The sequence below is a fragment of the Enterobacter sp. HK-058-C-ECC genome (assembly GCF_047531125.1).
GTDB classification, from domain to species: domain Bacteria; phylum Pseudomonadota; class Gammaproteobacteria; order Enterobacterales; family Enterobacteriaceae; genus Enterobacter; species Enterobacter quasiroggenkampii.
Genome location: NZ_JBLKCH010000008.1, coordinates 1 through 16,486 on the forward strand (window position 1 = coordinate 1; position 16,486 = coordinate 16,486).

Here is a 16,486-nt window from a genome sequence, read left to right on the forward strand (position 1 = left end):
ACCGCTGGCAACAAAGGATAAGGGTTGCGCTCGTTGCGGGACTTAACCCAACATTTCACAACACGAGCTGACGACAGCCATGCAGCACCTGTCTCAGAGTTCCCGAAGGCACCAATCCATCTCTGGAAAGTTCTCTGGATGTCAAGAGTAGGTAAGGTTCTTCGCGTTGCATCGAATTAAACCACATGCTCCACCGCTTGTGCGGGCCCCCGTCAATTCATTTGAGTTTTAACCTTGCGGCCGTACTCCCCAGGCGGTCGACTTAACGCGTTAGCTCCGGAAGCCACGCCTCAAGGGCACAACCTCCAAGTCGACATCGTTTACGGCGTGGACTACCAGGGTATCTAATCCTGTTTGCTCCCCACGCTTTCGCACCTGAGCGTCAGTCTTTGTCCAGGGGGCCGCCTTCGCCACCGGTATTCCTCCAGATCTCTACGCATTTCACCGCTACACCTGGAATTCTACCCCCCTCTACAAGACTCTAGCCTGCCAGTTTCGAATGCAGTTCCCAGGTTGAGCCCGGGGATTTCACATCCGACTTGACAGACCGCCTGCGTGCGCTTTACGCCCAGTAATTCCGATTAACGCTTGCACCCTCCGTATTACCGCGGCTGCTGGCACGGAGTTAGCCGGTGCTTCTTCTGCGGGTAACGTCAATTGCTGAGGTTATTAACCTCAACACCTTCCTCCCCGCTGAAAGTACTTTACAACCCGAAGGCCTTCTTCATACACGCGGCATGGCTGCATCAGGCTTGCGCCCATTGTGCAATATTCCCCACTGCTGCCTCCCGTAGGAGTCTGGACCGTGTCTCAGTTCCAGTGTGGCTGGTCATCCTCTCAGACCAGCTAGGGATCGTCGCCTAGGTGAGCCATTACCCCACCTACTAGCTAATCCCATCTGGGCACATCTGATGGCAAGAGGCCCGAAGGTCCCCCTCTTTGGTCTTGCGACGTTATGCGGTATTAGCTACCGTTTCCAGTAGTTATCCCCCTCCATCAGGCAGTTTCCCAGACATTACTCACCCGTCCGCCGCTCGTCACCCGGGAGCAAGCTCCCTGTGTTACCGCTCGACTTGCATGTGTTAGGCCTGCCGCCAGCGTTCAATCTGAGCCATGATCAAACTCTTCAATTTAAGTTTGATGCTCGTGAATTAAACTTCGTAATGAATTACGCATGTTCACTCAGAGACTTGGTATTCATTTATTGTCCGAAGACATTAAGAATCCATGTCACTTTGAGTGCCCACACAGATTGTCTGATAAATTGTTAAAGAGCAGTGCAACGCGGCTTTCGCTCACCGTTGCGAGGTGGCGTATATTACGCTTTCCTCTTTCAGAGTCAACCCGTTATTTCAGGATTTTTTCTCTTCAACCGAACCGCTTGTTGTGTGAAGTGATTCACATCCGCCGTGTCGATGGAGGCGCATTATAGGGGTCCCAATTTTTAGCACAAGTATTTTTTAGATCTTTTTTTCCGACTGCTGATTTTCCGCGCTTTTCGCTGAAATCCCGCCCGATCTGCTTAAATATTGACGTATTTTGCCTTGCCTCGATCCATTAATACGATCAAAGTCTTCTTATAGCGCTCATTCTTAGAGGTAGATATGCCAGCAGTATTACGCCCTTATAAAGATCTGTTCCCCCAAAAAGGCGATCGCGTGATGATCGATGCCAGCAGCGTGGTCGTTGGTGATGTGCGAATGGCCGAGGATGTCAGCATCTGGCCGCTCGTCGCCATCAGGGGAGATGTTAACTATGTGTCGATTGGTGCACGTACCAACATTCAGGACGGTAGCGTTCTGCATGTCACGCACAAATCCTCCTATAACCCCGAGGGTAATCCCCTCATCATTGGAGAGGATGTTACCGTCGGCCATAAAGTGATGCTCCACGGCTGCACGATCGGAAATCGCGTCCTTGTTGGCATGGGGTCGATTTTGCTGGATGGCGTCATAGTAGAAGATGACGTAATGATTGGTGCCGGTAGCCTGGTCCCGCAGAACAAACGGCTGGAGAGCGGTTATCTCTATCTGGGAAGTCCGGTAAAACAGATCCGCCCCCTTAAGGAGGCAGAGATCGAAGGATTAAAATACTCGGCGAACAACTACGTAAAATGGAAGAATGACTATCTGGATCAGGATAACCAAACCCAGCCCTGATCGTCTTCCTGCTGTTCGCGGATTAAATCGCTGGCTTCCTCTTCCAGATCCCAGCGATTTTCGCAAAATACCGCTAGCGGGTCTGTGCCGCCAAAACGATGCAACAGCGTTTCTCCATGGATGGCACAGGTAAGTTGCATGCCCTGCACCAGCACCGGAAAACAGACCGCTTGTTTATGCTCATCCCAGCTCTCTCTGTCCGGGAAATGAATAGCCTGATTCACGCCGAAAGCTCCTGCTTTAGCTTTTCAATGACCGGCTCGACCGCAGGCAACACGCCGTGCCAGAGCAGCACCGCATGCGCAGCCTGCCCCACCAGCATTCCCAGCCCATCGGCTAACTGTTTCGCGCCGTGTTGTTCACACCAGTTCAGGAAAGGCGTCTTCCCTTTCTGATAGAACATGTCATAGAAGTACATATGCGCACTGACCAGCGAAGCGGGGATCGCCGGGATCTCACCGTTGATGCCGCTGGATGTGGCATTAATGACAAGATCGAACTCACGTTCGGCAAGATCGTCAAGCGCTACCGCGCTCACGCTGCCGGTATGCGCAAACAACGCCGCCAGCGCTTCTGCCCGGGAAAAGGTTCTGTTCGTGATGGTCACCGAACAGTCCAGTGAAAGCAGAGGCAACAAAACGCCCCGCGATGCGCCACCCGCGCCAATCAGCAGGATTCGGAATCCGGGCTTGATAAAGGAGAGTCTTTCCAGATCGCTGAGTAAACCAATCCCGTCGGTGTTGTCCCCCAGAAGGCGTCCATCCTCAAGCCGTTTTAGGGTATTGACTGCACCAGCAAGTGAAGCGCGTTCGGTCAGCTCATCCGCACGTTCGAAGGCTTCTTCTTTAAACGGGACCGTCACATTCGCACCTTTGCCCCCCGCGGCGAAAAAGGCCTCAAGCGTAGGGATAAAAGCTTCCACTGGCGCCAGTACGCGACCATAAGGGTGATCTATCTGCAGCTGCTCCGCGAACTGCTGATGGATCAACGGTGACTTGCTGTGTGCAATGGGATTACCAAAAACAGCATAGGTTTCCATGAGATTACCCCTGGCGAAAACGTTCGCCGGTCAAAGCGTCGCGAATTTCAGATGGATTCAGGCGCCCTCCCGTTTCACCGACAGCGACAGGGAAGTCATTCCCGAACTGCGCCAGCACTTCTTCGGTTGTCCGACATGGCGGCTGCCCGGTCAGGTTGGCGCTGGTTGAGACCAGTGGTTTACCAAATGCCAGGCACAGCTCCACCACCAGCGGATGGTCAGTGACCCGAACGGCAAGGGAATCAAAGCGTCCGGTTAACCAGCGCGGTGTTGTCGGCTGCGCCGGGAAAACAAAGGTGACCGGTCCAGGCCACGCGGAGAAGATTGTCTCGCGCTGTGCTGGGGTTAGCATAGAGTCATCAATATAGGGCTTAAGCTGCTCGTAATTCGCAGCGATCAAAATCAGTCCTTTCTCGACGGGTCTTTGTTTCAGGGTAAGCAGACGGCTCACAGCCGTCTCGCTGTCAGGATCGCAACCGACCCCAAAAACAGCTTCAGTTGGATAGGCGATGACTTCTTCATTTTTCAGTACGTCCACTGCATGGGCAATGGAGCCTGATGGCAGGTTATTATTCACTATATTGATCCGCCGTTACCGGCTTTCCACATTGTTTACTGGCGCAGAAGCGTTTCATGCCTTGCGCGGTTTTCTTCTCTATCAGTAGCGGATAATTGCAATGAGGGCAGATTCCCGCTACCGGCTTAAAATTGATAACGAACTGGCAGTCAGGGTAGCGATCGCACGAATGGAAGGTCTTACCATAACGGGAACGGCGCTGTACCAGCTGACCGCGCTGACACTGAGGGCAGGCAATTGCCGTTTCATCAGGCTTATCAATTTGTTCCGTATGTTCACATTCCGGGTAGCGGCTACATCCAATAAACATGCCGAAACGCCCCTGGCGTAGCGCGAGTTCGCCACCGCAGAGAGGGCACAGCTGACCCTCCAGAATTTTAACGATATGTCCATCCGCCTGGCTTTTCAGAGGACGAACATAATCACATTCCGGATAGTGAGAACAACCGAGAAACGGGCCGTGTTTCCCGGACCGAATAACAAGTTCAGCCCCGCACTGCGGGCAGGGCTCGTTTTTGTGCACCGTGAACAGTGCTGATTTGGCCATAACAACTCTTGGTGCTGCACATTGAATTAGTGCAGCATACCTTCATTCACTTCAAAGAGTAATTCTTCCATTTGCTGATAGGCATTTTCACAGCCCGGGATATTAAACAGAACCATCAGGATCACCCACTTGAGATCTTCCAGTTCAAATTCTGCCGTATCCAGCGCCATGACGCGCTCTATCACCATTTCTCTCGTTTCGAGGTTTAGCACCTGAATCTGCTCAAGGAATAAAATGAATCCCCGGCAGCTGGCGTCCAGCCGTTCACACTCTTCAGCGGTATAAATGCGTACAGACAATGGGTCAGAAGCAAGCTGCATCGGTTCGGCAAGGCCTTCCTGATAATCAGCCAGTTTTTCCAGCCACATCAACGCATTGTAGATATCTTCCCGCTCAAATCCCGCATCGGTAAGATCCTGTGTCAACTTGTCCTGATCCACTCGCATTTCTGCTTCGTTATGGATGTAAGTCTCAAACAAATACATCAGTACGTCGAACATGGCATGCCCTCCTTAATCGGACATAGCCGCCGGGTACAGCTGCGATCCACCCTGCTAACTCCAGTTCGAGTAGCTGTGCTACCGTTACTGGCACAGGTTGGCCGGCACGTTCAGCGACAACGTCAACAGGTGTTACCTCATCTCCTACGTTAGCCAGGAGCTTGGGAAATGGCAATGCCACCTTTCCCTGATCTGATGAATATTGTCGCTTTTCGGGATCTTCCTGCAGCCATTGCAGCCCATATTGCAAATTTTCAAGAATGTCCCCGACTTCCGTTACTGGTATTGCCCCCTGCTTAATCAGCCAGTGCGGTCCCTCGCATCCGGGATTACCTATCGGGCCTGGCAAGGCGAAGACTTCTCGCCCCTGTTCGAGCGCGCACCGTGCCGTGACCAGCGAACCGCTTCGCCGCGCGGCTTCGACCACCAGCACGCCTTTGCTAAGGCCGCTGATGATGCGATTACGACGCGGAAAGTTTGCCGGTCGGGGCTGCGCGGAAAGCGGAAACTCAGACACTATCGCGCCGTCAGACTCAATAAGCCGCATCGCCAATGCCTGATGCCGGCGTGGGTAAATGCTAAAAAGACCGTTCCCCAGCACCGCGACACTTCGTCCTTTTACTGACAGCGCCGCGCTGTGGGCAACGCCGTCAATACCACAGGCCAGCCCGCTGGTAATCGTGAAACCACTATGTGAAAGTTGTTCGCACAGGATTTTCCCCCATCGCTCGCCGTACCATGACGGCGCACGACTCCCTACCACCGCCAGCTGAACGGTATTAAGCGTCTCAGGGTTACCTTTTATGAATAAAGCCCCGGGATAGTCAGGGATCGTGCGGAGTAGAGGGGGATAAAGGGAATGATTGGCCGTTAATAAATGATGTCCCGGCTGCTCAAGCCATATCAGGCTACGTTCCAGCTCACTCTCATCGAACGCAACGAACCGTTCAGCCTGCTTTGCTGTCAGTCCAGCATTTCTTAAGACAAGCGTATCGATGCCTTCCTGCCTCTGCAGCCGTGCAGCCGCTTCCACCATGACATCACCACACAGAGAACCTGTGTGCATGAGCCGTAGCCAAATCTCGGTAGACGTCATCCTTTCCCCTGCCATAAGCGCTCTCCGCAATCATTGCGATTGGTCACTGATGCTGTCAATCGAAGGGGGATTTGTCTAGAATAGAGGGAGTATTCTTATCAACTCCTGAACACGACTCTGGAAATTTATGGCAGTTTTGCAAGTGTTACATATTCCGGACGAGCGCCTTCGCATCGTCGCTGAACCGGTCAAAGAAGTGAATGCAGAAATCCAGCGTATCGTTGATGATATGTTCGATACCATGTACGCCGAAGAAGGCATTGGCCTGGCGGCGACGCAGGTGGACATTCACAAGCGTATTATCGTGATTGATGTTTCGGAAAATCGCGATGGCCGCCTGGTGCTGATCAACCCGGAGCTGCTCGAAAAGAGTGGCGAAACCGGTATTGAGGAAGGCTGTCTGTCTATTCCTGAACAGCGTGCGTTAGTGCCGCGTGCCGAAAAAGTGAAAATTCGCGCCCTGGATCGTGACGGTAATCCGTTCGAACTGGAGGCAGACGACCTGCTGGCAATTTGTATTCAGCATGAGATGGATCACCTGGTCGGTAAACTGTTTATCGATTATCTCTCGCCGCTGAAACAGCAGCGTATTCGTCAGAAAGTAGAGAAACTGGATCGTTTGCGTTCTCGCGCATAACGTCCCCCCGGATACAAGGATCATCGTGTCTAAAACACTACGTATTATCTTCGCGGGAACCCCTGATTTTGCAGCGCGTCATCTTGACGCGCTGTTATCGTCTGGTCACCAGGTTATTGGCGTCTTTACCCAACCGGACCGTCCTGCTGGTCGCGGCAAAAAACTGATGCCGAGCCCGGTCAAAGTGCTGGCAGAAGAGCATGGGCTTCCCGTTTTTCAGCCCGCATCGCTGCGCCCGCAGGAAAATCAGCAGCTGGTTGCTGACCTGAATGCCGACGTAATGGTGGTGGTGGCTTACGGTTTAATTCTGCCAAAAGCCGTGCTTGATATGCCGCGCCTGGGTTGTATCAACGTGCATGGGTCTCTGCTCCCACGCTGGCGTGGTGCAGCTCCTATCCAGCGCGCGCTGTGGGCGGGTGATGCCGAAACGGGCGTGACCATCATGAAGATGGACGTAGGTTTAGACACCGGCGACATGCTGTATAAACTGGCCTGCCCCATTACGCCAGACGATACCAGCGCCACGCTGTATGACAAACTGGCAGACCTTGGCCCACAAGGTCTTATCGAGACGCTTCAGCAGCTTGCTGACAATACGGCAAAACCGGAAGTTCAGGATGACGCGCTGGTAACCTACGCCGAAAAGCTGAGCAAAGAAGAAGCGCGTATCGACTGGTCCCTGTCCGCCGCTCAACTTGAACGCTGCATTCGCGCTTTTAATCCGTGGCCAATGAGCTGGATGGAAATTGATGAGCAGCCAGTAAAAGTCTGGAAGGCCTCCGTCATTAGCGGTGCGACGACGGCGGAACCCGGTACGATTATTGATGCCAGCAAGAACGGCATCCAGGTGGCGACCGCGCAAGGGATTTTGAATCTTGAATCGCTCCAACCGGCCGGTAAGAAAGCCATGAGCGCTCAGGATCTGTTAAATTCCCGTCGTGAATGGTTTATCCCGGGCAATCGCCTTGCCTGAGCAAATTTATTCTTAAGGCCCGGTGTTTCCGGGCATTTTTATTTTTACGGTTATGAAAAAACAAAATCTACGCAGTATGGCGGCCCAGGCCGTCGAGCAGGTTATCGAGCAGGGCCAGTCATTGAGTAACGTCCTGCCACCCCTGCAGCAAAAAGTTTCTGATAAAGATAAAGCCCTGCTTCAGGAGCTCTGCTTTGGCGTCCTGCGCACACTCTCTCAGCTTGAGTGGCTGATTAATAAGCTGATGTCCCGCCCAATGACGGGCAAGCAGCGCACCGTACATTATTTGATTATGGTGGGTTTTTATCAGCTTCTTCATACCCGCATCCCACCTCACGCCGCGCTGGCAGAGACGGTGGAAGGTGCCGTTGCGATTAAACGTCCTCAGTTGAAAGGGCTGATCAACGGCGTATTGCGCCAGTTCCAGCGACAGCAGGATGAGCTTCTGGCTGAATTTGCCCAAAACGAAGCGCGCTTCCTGCATCCGGACTGGCTGTTGAAGCGCCTGAAAAAAGCTTATCCGCAGCAGTGGCAGGACATTGCCGATGCCAACAACCAGCGTCCGCCAATGTGGTTACGCGTGAATCGTAATCACCACACCCGTGACGCATGGCTGGCATTACTCGAAGAAGCTGGAATGAGCGGTTTCACCCATGACGCATACCCTGATGCCGTGCGCTTAGCATCGCCTGCACCGGTACATGCATTACCCGGCTTTGAAGAGGGTTGGGTAACGGTACAGGATGCTTCTGCTCAGGGTTGCATGACCTGGCTTGAACCCCAAAACGGTGAGCAGATCCTCGATCTCTGCGCCGCACCAGGGGGCAAAACAACGCATATTCTTGAAGTGGCTCCGCAGGCCAGCGTGATGGCGGTGGACGTTGATGAGCAGCGTCTTTCACGCGTCTATGACAACCTCAAGCGCCTGGGCATGAAGGCGCAGGTTAAGCAAGGCGATGGACGCAAACCCGCAGAATGGTGTGGTGAAACACAATTCGATCGCATTTTGCTGGATGCCCCCTGCTCTGCAACCGGCGTGATTCGTCGTCATCCGGATATCAAGTGGCTGCGCCGCGATCGTGATATTAACGAACTTGCCCAGCTGCAATCCGACATCCTCGACGCCATCTGGCCGCATCTCAAGCCCGGCGGCACGCTGGTGTATGCGACCTGCTCGGTACTTCCTGAAGAAAACAGTCAGCAAATCGCGGCCTTCCTTAAACGTACCCCGGACGCGGCGCTGCGCGATACGGGAACGCCTGAATGCCCGGGTCAGCAGAATCTGCCGGGTGCAGAAGAGGGTGATGGCTTCTTTTACGCTAAGCTAATCAAAGAGTGATGTTGAGAACAGGTCACGAGATATGAAGATTATCATTCTGGGCGCAGGACAGGTTGGCGGAACGCTGGCGGAAAACCTGGTTGGCGAAAACAACGACATCACCATCGTGGATACCAACGGCGATCGCCTGCGTGTTTTGCAGGACAAATTTGACCTGCGCGTTGTGCAGGGCCATGGTTCGCACCCGCGCGTTCTTCGTGAGGCGGGCGCTGACGATGCCGATATGCTGGTTGCGGTGACCAGTTCTGACGAAACCAATATGGTGGCCTGTCAGGTGGCCTACTCGCTTTTCAACACGCCAAACCGAATCGCGCGCATCCGCTCTCCGGACTATGTCCGCGATGCTGAGAAGCTGTTTAACTCAGAAGCGGTCCCTATTGATCATCTCATCGCCCCAGAACAGCTGGTTATCGATAATATCTACCGTCTGATCGAATATCCGGGCGCCTTGCAGGTAGTGAACTTTGCCGAAGGTAAAGTGAGCCTGGCCGTCGTTAAAGCCTATTACGGCGGGCCATTGATCGGCAATGCGCTTTCCACCATGCGCGAGCACATGCCGCATATCGATACGCGCGTCGCAGCCATTTTCCGTCACGACAGGCCAATCCGCCCGCAGGGCTCCACGATTGTCGAAGCCGGTGACGAAGTCTTCTTTATTGCAGCTTCACAGCATATTCGTGCGGTGATGAGTGAACTTCAGCGTCTGGAAAAACCCTATAAACGCATTATGCTGGTCGGCGGCGGCAATATCGGTGCAGGCCTGGCACACCGGCTGGAAAAAGATTACAGCGTGAAGTTGATCGAGCGCGATCAGCAGCGTGCTGCTGAACTGGCGGAAAAACTGCAAAATACGATCGTATTTTATGGCGATGCGTCCGATCAGGAATTACTGGCTGAAGAGCATATTGATCAAGTTGATCTCTTTATTGCCGTCACCAACGACGATGAAGCGAATATAATGTCCGCCATGCTCGCCAAACGCATGGGGGCCAAAAAGGTCATGGTGCTTATCCAGCGTCGGGCATACGTTGATCTGGTGCAGGGCAGCGTCATTGATATTGCCATTTCACCTCAGCAGGCGACCATTTCCGCGCTCCTGAGCCATGTGCGTAAAGCGGATATTGTCGGGGTGTCATCGCTCCGCCGCGGTGTCGCGGAAGCCATTGAAGCCGTGGCGCACGGAGATGAAACCACGTCACGCGTCGTGGGCCGTTCGATAGACGAAATTAAGCTGCCACCGGGAACGATTATCGGTGCCGTCGTGCGCGGAAATGATGTCATGATTGCCAATGATAATTTACGTATTGAGCAAGGCGATCACGTTATTATGTTCCTTACCGATAAAAAGTTTATTACCGACGTCGAACGTTTATTCCAGCCAAGCCCATTCTTCCTTTAATGTGTCGGGTGCCTGAAAAAGTGCACCCGACCTTTATCCTTTTCATTTCTGTGCCTTTTATTTTTTCATAACGTTTAATTATCCCGAATGGCAATTAGCTAATCATTTGTTAAACTTATAGTCGTCAGCTGGCACAAGGAGAACAAAATGAGTTTTATTAAAGAATTTCGCGAATTTGCGATGCGCGGAAACGTGGTGGATTTGGCAGTGGGTGTCATTATTGGTGCGGCATTCGGCAAGATTGTTTCATCATTAGTGGCCGACATTATCATGCCACCTTTAGGGTTGCTGATCGGGGGCATTGATTTCAAACAATTCGCTTTCACGCTGCGTGAAGCACAAGGTGATGTTCCGGCAGTCGTGATGCACTACGGCGTATTTATTCAGAACGTATTTGATTTCGTGATTGTGGCGTTTGCCATTTTTATGGCTATCAAGCTGATCAACAAGCTGAACCGTAAAAAAGAAGAGCCGGCAGCGGCGCCTGCACCTACAAAAGAAGAAGTGCTGCTGAGTGAGATTCGCGATCTGTTAAAAGAGCAGAACAACCGCGTTTAATCGAAAGCTTAAAGCAGGAAGGCCAGTGGTAAATAAGCGATTCGCTTGTTTGCCACTGGCCTCCCAGTTACCCCGTTTTGCATGCTTGTCTTTACGCAGATAACTCCCTTTCCCTTTTTTGTTCTTCTCAACACGTTGTCTGAATAGCGGGTCGTGAAGTAGTGCCTCAATGGCATTGTCTTTTATCTGTCCTTTCGTGTGCTGATAGCGGCTCATAAATTCTCCTGAGCATGGTTTATGACGACGGGAGTCTAGATCCGGATGGACTAAAAATCAACAGTCCTCGGTTTCTCCACTGGCCCCCTGTTCAAGGGCTTCCAGTATGGAACAATAAATACTGCTGTGGGCCGTGCCGCAACAAGCATCATTCAGCCTTTGCAGAGAGCGCTGCATGGTCTGCAGTTCCTGAATGCGTGCTTCCACTTCATCCAGCCGGGCCTGCACAATGCTTTTAGACTCCTGGCAGGTGTGATGTGCCGGATCGATGCGGATCGATAATAGCTCGCGGATCGAGTCTAATGTGAAACCGAGCTGGCGCGCATAACGAATAAACCGCAGGCGCTGCAGATCGTTATCGGTATAAAGTCGAAAGCCACCTTCAGTACGGACTTCATGGTCGATCATCTGCTGCTTTTCGTAATATCGGATGGTATCCGGCGTGACGTTAGCGAGCTTCGCAAGTTCACCGATACGGTACATAACTACCCCTCGTTAATTTTCCGCAACAAGCTTTCACCGTATTCACCGTGCAGAAAGTCAGTGTTCATTCCTGCCTGGCGCAGCTTAAGTTCAAGCAGGGCCAGACGACGGCTCAGTTCAGAATGTCGCGGATCGTCCTGACGGATCCCTTTCAGCAGATCGGCCAGTTCAACAGCCTCTCTGCGCTGTTCAAGTTCCGGAGGGAGACAGCCTGCATTTTTCAGTAAACGGTAGCCCGCCCGTAGTTCAGGCGCAATGTGCGAGTCATCGTCAAGCACAAGGGGTTCGCCGCGTCCCGGAAGATCATCGAATTCACCTTTTTTCTGGGCATCGCGAATATGGCGTTCTGCCCACTGGTCGAGCAACCACATTACCAGCTCCAGAGGATGAACAAAATTGATACGGACATTGTAGAGAAGTGGGGATATCGCGGATATAAAAAAACCCGCCGGAGCGGGTTTTTTTACGTTACTGCAGATTACTCTGCAGCAGCTTCTGCTTTCTCTGAACGATCAACCAGCTCGATGTAAGCCATCGGCGCGTTGTCGCCTGCACGGAAACCACACTTCAGAATGCGAGTGTAACCACCGGCACGGCTCGCGAAACGCGGGCCCAGTTCGTTAAACAGTTTTGCCACGATCTCGTTATCACGAGTACGGGCGAATGCCAGACGACGATTAGCAACGCTGTCAGTCTTGGCAAGAGTAATCAGCGGCTCAACTACGCGACGCAGCTCTTTCGCTTTAGGCAGGGTCGTCTTGATGATCTCATGACGAACCAGTGAACCTGCCATGTTGCGGAACATAGCCTGGCGATGGCTGCTGTTGCGGTTCAGTTGACGACCACTCTTACGATGGCGCATGACCTTATCCTTCTCAGTAAAACCTTAACCTGTGATCCGGTTACTCGTCAGCAATGCTTGCCGGTGGCCAGTTTTCCAGGCGCATGCCCAGAGACAGACCACGTGAAGCCAGCACGTCTTTAATCTCAGTAAGAGATTTTTTACCCAGGTTCGGCGTTTTCAGCAACTCAACCTCGGTACGCTGTACCAGATCACCGATATAGTGGATAGCTTCTGCCTTGAGGCAGTTAGCAGAGCGGACAGTCAATTCGAGATCGTCAACAGGGCGCAGCAGGATCGGATCGAATTCTGGTTTCTCTTCTTTCACTTCCGGCTGACGTACATCACGTAAGTCAACGAAAGCTTCCAGTTGTTCTGCCAGGATGGTTGCCGCACGACGAATCGCCTCTTCAGGATCGATTGTGCCGTTGGTTTCCATTTCGATGACCAGCTTGTCCAGGTCGGTACGCTGTTCTACACGCGCTGCTTCAACATTGTAGGCAATACGCTCTACAGGGCTGTAGCATGCGTCGACCAGCAGACGGCCGATTGGGCGCTCATCTTCTTCCGAATGAATTCGGGCAGAAGCCGGCACATAACCACGACCGCGCTGAACTTTGATACGCATGCTAATTGCTGCGTTCTCATCGGTCAGGTGGCAGATCACGTGCTGCGGCTTGACGATTTCAACATCACCGTCGTGGGTGATGTCGGCTGCAGTCACAGGGCCAATGCCAGATTTATTCAGAGTAAGAATAACTTCATCTTTACCCTGAACTCTCACCGCCAGCCCTTTCAGGTTGAGCAGGATTTCAAGGATATCTTCCTGAACGCCTTCTTTGGTGCTGTACTCATGAAGTACACCATCAATCTCAACCTCGGTCACCGCGCAACCCGGCATCGATGAGAGCAGAATACGGCGCAGTGCGTTACCCAGAGTATGGCCAAAGCCACGCTCTAAAGGCTCAAGGGTCACCTTGGCGTGCGTCGAACTCACTTGCTCGATATCTACCAGGCGCGGTTTTAGAAACTCTGTCACAGAACCCTGCATTGTGTCCTCTCTTTGGTACTAAGCTTTACTTGGAGTAAAGCTCGACGATCAGGTGTTCGTTAATGTCCGCAGACAGATCAGAACGTTCTGGCTGACGCTTGAACGTACCTTCCATCTTGCCAGCATCAACTTCCAGCCAGGTTGGCTTTTCACGCTGCTCAGCCAGCTCCAGAGCGGCCTTCACGCGAGATTGCTTTTTCGCTTTCTCACGAATGCTAACAACGTCATTCGCTTTAACCTGATAAGAAGCGATGTTAACAACACGACCGTTTACCATGATTGCTTTGTGGCTAACCAGCTGACGTGATTCAGCACGAGTAGCGCCGAAGCCCATACGGTATACAACGTTGTCCAGACGACCTTCCAGCAGAGCCAGCAGGTTTTCACCTGTGTTGCCTTTCAGACGTGCTGCTTCTTTATAATAGTTACGGAACTGACGCTCCAGCACACCGTACATACGGCGAACTTTTTGCTTTTCACGCAACTGCACACCATAGTCAGACAGACGCGGTTTACGCGCACCGTGCTGGCCAGGAGCTTGTTCAATTTTACACTTGGTATCGATCGCGCGAACGCCAGACTTAAGGAATAAGTCGGTGCCCTCACGACGGCTCAGCTTGAGCTTAGGACCCAAATATCTTGCCATTTTCTATCTCCAACTAACCTAAAAAACGGAGCGTTATACGCGACGTTTTTTCGGCGGACGACAACCGTTATGAGGGATCGGAGTCACATCAGTAATATTCGTGATGCGGAAACCAGCGGCGTTCAGAGCGCGAACAGTAGATTCACGACCCGGACCCGGACCTTTAACCATAACTTCCAGATTCTTGATGCCGTATTCTTTTACGGCTTCAGCGCAACGCTCTGCTGCAACCTGAGCTGCGAACGGAGTGGATTTGCGAGAACCACGGAAACCGGAACCACCGGCTGTTGCCCAACCCAATGCGTTACCCTGACGATCAGTAATAGTAACGATGGTGTTGTTGAAAGAAGCATGGATATGAGCCACGCCGTCAGAGACTTGTTTTCTTACACGTTTACGTGCACGAACTGGTGCCTTTGCCATTATTCAATCACCCCGATTATTTCTTGATCGGTTTGCGCGGACCCTTACGGGTACGTGCGTTGGTCTTAGTACGCTGACCGCGCACTGGCAGACCACGACGATGACGCAAACCGCGATAGCAACCAAGATCCATCAGGCGCTTGATGCTCATGCTGATTTCACGGCGCAGATCACCTTCAACGACAAATTTGGCAACTTCGTCACGCAGCGTGTCGATTTGTTCTTCAGACAGCTCACTGATCTTAACATCTTCAGCGATACCCGCTGCAGCCAGAATGGCTTTAGAACGGGTCTTGCCGACGCCGTAGATCGAAGTTAATGCGATCACAGCATGTTTCTGATCAGGAATGTTAATGCCTGCTATACGGGCCACTATGCACTCCTACTATTTAATATGTACGCACCATGCTGAAAAGCCCGTTTTCAGGATACTCAAATGGAAACGTACAGACATACAAAAGATTGGCTGGCTAATCTAGCCAGCTCAACCCAACTTTGCAAGAAAAATATGCGAAATAATCAGCCTTGGCGCTGTTTATGCTTCGGCTCGGCACTGCAAATCACACGGATGACACCATCACGCTTAACGATTTTGCAGTTACGGCATAATTTCTTGACGGAAGCACGAACTTTCATTTTTACTCTCCGTAACTTCTCAGGCGACCAATTAGCGGCCGTAGCCTTTCAGGTTCGCCTTCTTCAATGCAGACTCATACTGACTGGACATCATCAGAGTTTGCACTTGAGCCATAAAGTCCATAATCACGACAACAACGATAAGCAGTGAGGTCCCACCGAAGTAGAACGGTACTTTCATTGCATCACGCATGAACTCCGGGATCAGGCAGATAAAAGTAATATAGAGCGCACCAACCAAAGTCAGGCGGGTCATTACTTTATCGATATACTTCGCCGTTTGCTCTCCCGGACGAATTCCTGGTACAAATGCACCGGACTTCTTCAGGTTATCTGCTGTTTCACGCGGGTTGAAGACCAACGCCGTGTAGAAGAAACAGAAGAAGATGATCGCAGACGCATAGAGTAACACATAAAGTGGTTGCCCAGGCTGCAAATACAGCGAAATTGTTGTCAGCCAGTTCCAACCAGTACCGCCCCCGAACCATGACGCGATGGTCGCCGGGAACAGAATAATACTGGAAGCGAAGATAGCCGGGATAACCCCCGCCATGTTCACTTTCAGCGGTAAATGTGTGCTCTGTGCAGCATAGACACGACGACCTTGCTGACGTTTAGCGTAGTTCACCACAATGCGGCGTTGACCACGTTCAACGAAGACAACAAAGAACGTCACTGCAAATACTAATACTGCAACCAACAGCAACAGGAGGAAGTGCAGGTCGCCTTGACGCGCTTGCTCGATAGTGTGGGCGATGGCTGGCGGGAGGCCCGCAACAATACCGGCGAAGATAATGATTGAGATACCGTTACCGATACCACGCTCAGTAATCTGTTCGCCGAGCCACATCAGGAACATTGTCCCTGTGACCAGACTTACAACAGCGGTGAAGTAGAATGCAAAGCCCGGGTTTAACACCAGGCCCTGCATACCAGGCATATTCGGCAGACCGGTAGCAATACCGATCGACTGGAATATTGCCAGCACCAGAGTACCGTAACGGGTGTACTGACTAATCTTACGACGTCCAGACTCCCCTTCTTTCTTCAACTCTGCCAGGGCCGGATGAACGACCGTCAGCAGCTGGATAATAATAGATGCCGAAATGTACGGCATAATACCCAATGCGAAGATAGAAGCACGGCTGAGAGCACCACCAGAGAACATGTTGAACATTTCAATGATGGTGCCTCGCTGTTGCTCAAGCAGTTTGGCAAGTACAGCGGCATCGATACCAGGGATCGGAATAAAAGAGCCAATACGGAACACAATCAGCGCGCCGATAACAAACAGCAGTCTGCGTTTCAGCTCGCCAAATCCACCTTTGGCACTTTGAAAATCTAATCCCGGTTGCTTAGCCATCTG

At 52.1% G+C, this 16,486-nt stretch carries 22 protein-coding genes and 1 rRNA gene; 6 read left to right on the forward strand and 17 right to left on the reverse strand.

The annotated features are described in order from the left end of the window. A 16S ribosomal RNA gene (locus tag ACMWJS_RS15800) occupies positions 1–1,133 on the reverse strand; the annotation flags it as partial. A gap of 471 nt (positions 1,134–1,604) precedes the next feature. On the opposite strand from ACMWJS_RS15800, the gene ACMWJS_RS15805 reads away from it, so the two are divergent. After that, on the forward strand, positions 1,605–2,159 hold the full coding sequence (locus ACMWJS_RS15805; protein WP_262790820.1) for a gamma carbonic anhydrase family protein: 555 nt from the start codon (positions 1,605–1,607) through the stop codon (positions 2,157–2,159). Here the strand turns inward: ACMWJS_RS15805 and ACMWJS_RS15810 are convergent. From ACMWJS_RS15810 to dprA, 6 genes are read right to left on the reverse strand one after another with little or no spacing between them, the layout of a single operon-like run. After that, positions 2,135–2,383, reverse strand: a complete 249-nt coding sequence (locus tag ACMWJS_RS15810) for a DUF1488 domain-containing protein (RefSeq protein WP_023345007.1) — start codon at positions 2,381–2,383, stop codon at positions 2,135–2,137. The two genes, ACMWJS_RS15805 and ACMWJS_RS15810, sit on opposite strands and share 25 nt — an antisense overlap. Then, positions 2,380–3,198 carry a shikimate dehydrogenase gene (aroE, locus tag ACMWJS_RS15815; RefSeq protein ID WP_262805745.1) on the reverse strand — a complete coding sequence of 273 codons (819 nt, stop codon included), beginning with the start codon at positions 3,196–3,198 and terminating at the stop codon, positions 2,380–2,382. Before aroE ends, ACMWJS_RS15810 begins: the two co-directional genes overlap by 4 nt. A 4-nt stretch (positions 3,199–3,202) precedes the next feature. Beyond that, on the reverse strand, positions 3,203–3,775 hold the full coding sequence (gene tsaC / locus ACMWJS_RS15820) for an L-threonylcarbamoyladenylate synthase type 1 TsaC (protein ID WP_008503475.1): 573 nt from the start codon (positions 3,773–3,775) through the stop codon (positions 3,203–3,205). Then, on the reverse strand, positions 3,768–4,322 hold the full coding sequence (locus tag ACMWJS_RS15825) for a type I DNA topoisomerase (protein WP_045909528.1): 555 nt from the start codon (positions 4,320–4,322) through the stop codon (positions 3,768–3,770). The genes tsaC and ACMWJS_RS15825 overlap by 8 nt, the downstream gene beginning before the upstream one ends. A 26-nt stretch (positions 4,323–4,348) precedes the next feature. Further along, positions 4,349–4,822 (reverse strand): DUF494 family protein Smg, encoded by a 474-nt coding sequence (gene smg / locus ACMWJS_RS15830; RefSeq protein ID WP_008503477.1) that lies wholly within the window; start codon positions 4,820–4,822, stop codon positions 4,349–4,351. Beyond that, positions 4,794–5,918, reverse strand: coding sequence for a DNA-protecting protein DprA (dprA, locus tag ACMWJS_RS15835; RefSeq protein ID WP_414747293.1), 1,125 nt, complete (start codon positions 5,916–5,918; stop codon positions 4,794–4,796). The genes smg and dprA overlap by 29 nt, the downstream gene beginning before the upstream one ends. A 127-nt stretch (positions 5,919–6,045) precedes the next feature. On the opposite strand from dprA, the gene def reads away from it, so the two are divergent. The 5 genes from def (at position 6,046) to mscL (ending at position 10,824) form a co-directional block, all read left to right on the forward strand. Then, positions 6,046–6,555: a peptide deformylase gene (gene def / locus ACMWJS_RS15840; protein WP_008503479.1), complete on the forward strand. Its 510-nt coding sequence runs from the start codon at positions 6,046–6,048 to the stop codon at positions 6,553–6,555. A 25-nt stretch (positions 6,556–6,580) separates the two neighbouring features. Further along, complete coding sequence (gene fmt / locus ACMWJS_RS15845) at positions 6,581–7,528, forward strand: methionyl-tRNA formyltransferase (protein WP_262781615.1); 948 nt, start codon at positions 6,581–6,583, stop codon at positions 7,526–7,528. Between the two features lie 52 nt (positions 7,529–7,580). Beyond that, positions 7,581–8,867, forward strand: a complete 1,287-nt coding sequence (rsmB, locus tag ACMWJS_RS15850) for a 16S rRNA (cytosine(967)-C(5))-methyltransferase RsmB (protein WP_334763521.1) — start codon at positions 7,581–7,583, stop codon at positions 8,865–8,867. A 22-nt stretch (positions 8,868–8,889) separates the two neighbouring features. Continuing rightward, on the forward strand, positions 8,890–10,266 hold the full coding sequence (trkA, locus tag ACMWJS_RS15855; RefSeq protein ID WP_025759209.1) for a Trk system potassium transporter TrkA: 1,377 nt from the start codon (positions 8,890–8,892) through the stop codon (positions 10,264–10,266). Positions 10,267–10,413: 147 nt separating this feature from the next. Further along, entirely contained in the window at positions 10,414–10,824 is a 411-nt protein-coding gene (gene mscL / locus ACMWJS_RS15860; protein ID WP_025759210.1) for a large-conductance mechanosensitive channel protein MscL, read from the forward strand. Here the strand turns inward: mscL and ACMWJS_RS15865 are convergent. From ACMWJS_RS15865 to secY, 10 genes are all read right to left on the reverse strand, one after another. Further along, positions 10,798–11,040 carry an alternative ribosome-rescue factor A gene (locus ACMWJS_RS15865; RefSeq protein WP_045909530.1) on the reverse strand — a complete coding sequence of 81 codons (243 nt, stop codon included), beginning with the start codon at positions 11,038–11,040 and terminating at the stop codon, positions 10,798–10,800. The two genes, mscL and ACMWJS_RS15865, sit on opposite strands and share 27 nt — an antisense overlap. Positions 11,041–11,097: 57 nt before the next feature. After that, positions 11,098–11,523, reverse strand: a complete 426-nt coding sequence (zntR, locus tag ACMWJS_RS15870) for a Zn(2+)-responsive transcriptional regulator (protein ID WP_021242972.1) — start codon at positions 11,521–11,523, stop codon at positions 11,098–11,100. Between the two features lie 2 nt (positions 11,524–11,525). Next, entirely contained in the window at positions 11,526–11,894 is a 369-nt protein-coding gene (locus ACMWJS_RS15875) for a DUF1992 domain-containing protein (protein WP_045909532.1), read from the reverse strand. Between the two features lie 107 nt (positions 11,895–12,001). Continuing rightward, positions 12,002–12,385, reverse strand: a complete 384-nt coding sequence (gene rplQ / locus ACMWJS_RS15880) for a 50S ribosomal protein L17 (RefSeq protein ID WP_001216368.1) — start codon at positions 12,383–12,385, stop codon at positions 12,002–12,004. Between the two features lie 40 nt (positions 12,386–12,425). Beyond that, complete coding sequence (locus ACMWJS_RS15885; protein ID WP_002919219.1) at positions 12,426–13,415, reverse strand: DNA-directed RNA polymerase subunit alpha; 990 nt, start codon at positions 13,413–13,415, stop codon at positions 12,426–12,428. A 25-nt stretch (positions 13,416–13,440) separates the two neighbouring features. Continuing rightward, positions 13,441–14,061 (reverse strand): 30S ribosomal protein S4, encoded by a 621-nt coding sequence (gene rpsD / locus ACMWJS_RS15890; RefSeq protein WP_004868345.1) that lies wholly within the window; start codon positions 14,059–14,061, stop codon positions 13,441–13,443. 33 nt (positions 14,062–14,094) lie between these two features. Further along, positions 14,095–14,484 carry a 30S ribosomal protein S11 gene (gene rpsK, locus ACMWJS_RS15895; RefSeq protein ID WP_003863312.1) on the reverse strand — a complete coding sequence of 130 codons (390 nt, stop codon included), beginning with the start codon at positions 14,482–14,484 and terminating at the stop codon, positions 14,095–14,097. Positions 14,485–14,500: 16 nt separating this feature from the next. Next, positions 14,501–14,857 (reverse strand): 30S ribosomal protein S13, encoded by a 357-nt coding sequence (gene rpsM / locus ACMWJS_RS15900; RefSeq protein WP_003863308.1) that lies wholly within the window; start codon positions 14,855–14,857, stop codon positions 14,501–14,503. 146 nt (positions 14,858–15,003) lie between these two features. Then, positions 15,004–15,120 (reverse strand): 50S ribosomal protein L36, encoded by a 117-nt coding sequence (gene rpmJ, locus ACMWJS_RS15905; RefSeq protein WP_000868187.1) that lies wholly within the window; start codon positions 15,118–15,120, stop codon positions 15,004–15,006. Positions 15,121–15,151: 31 nt separating this feature from the next. Further along, positions 15,152–16,483 carry a preprotein translocase subunit SecY gene (secY, locus tag ACMWJS_RS15910; protein WP_003863305.1) on the reverse strand — a complete coding sequence of 444 codons (1,332 nt, stop codon included), beginning with the start codon at positions 16,481–16,483 and terminating at the stop codon, positions 15,152–15,154. Positions 16,484–16,486: the final 3 nt, after the last annotated feature.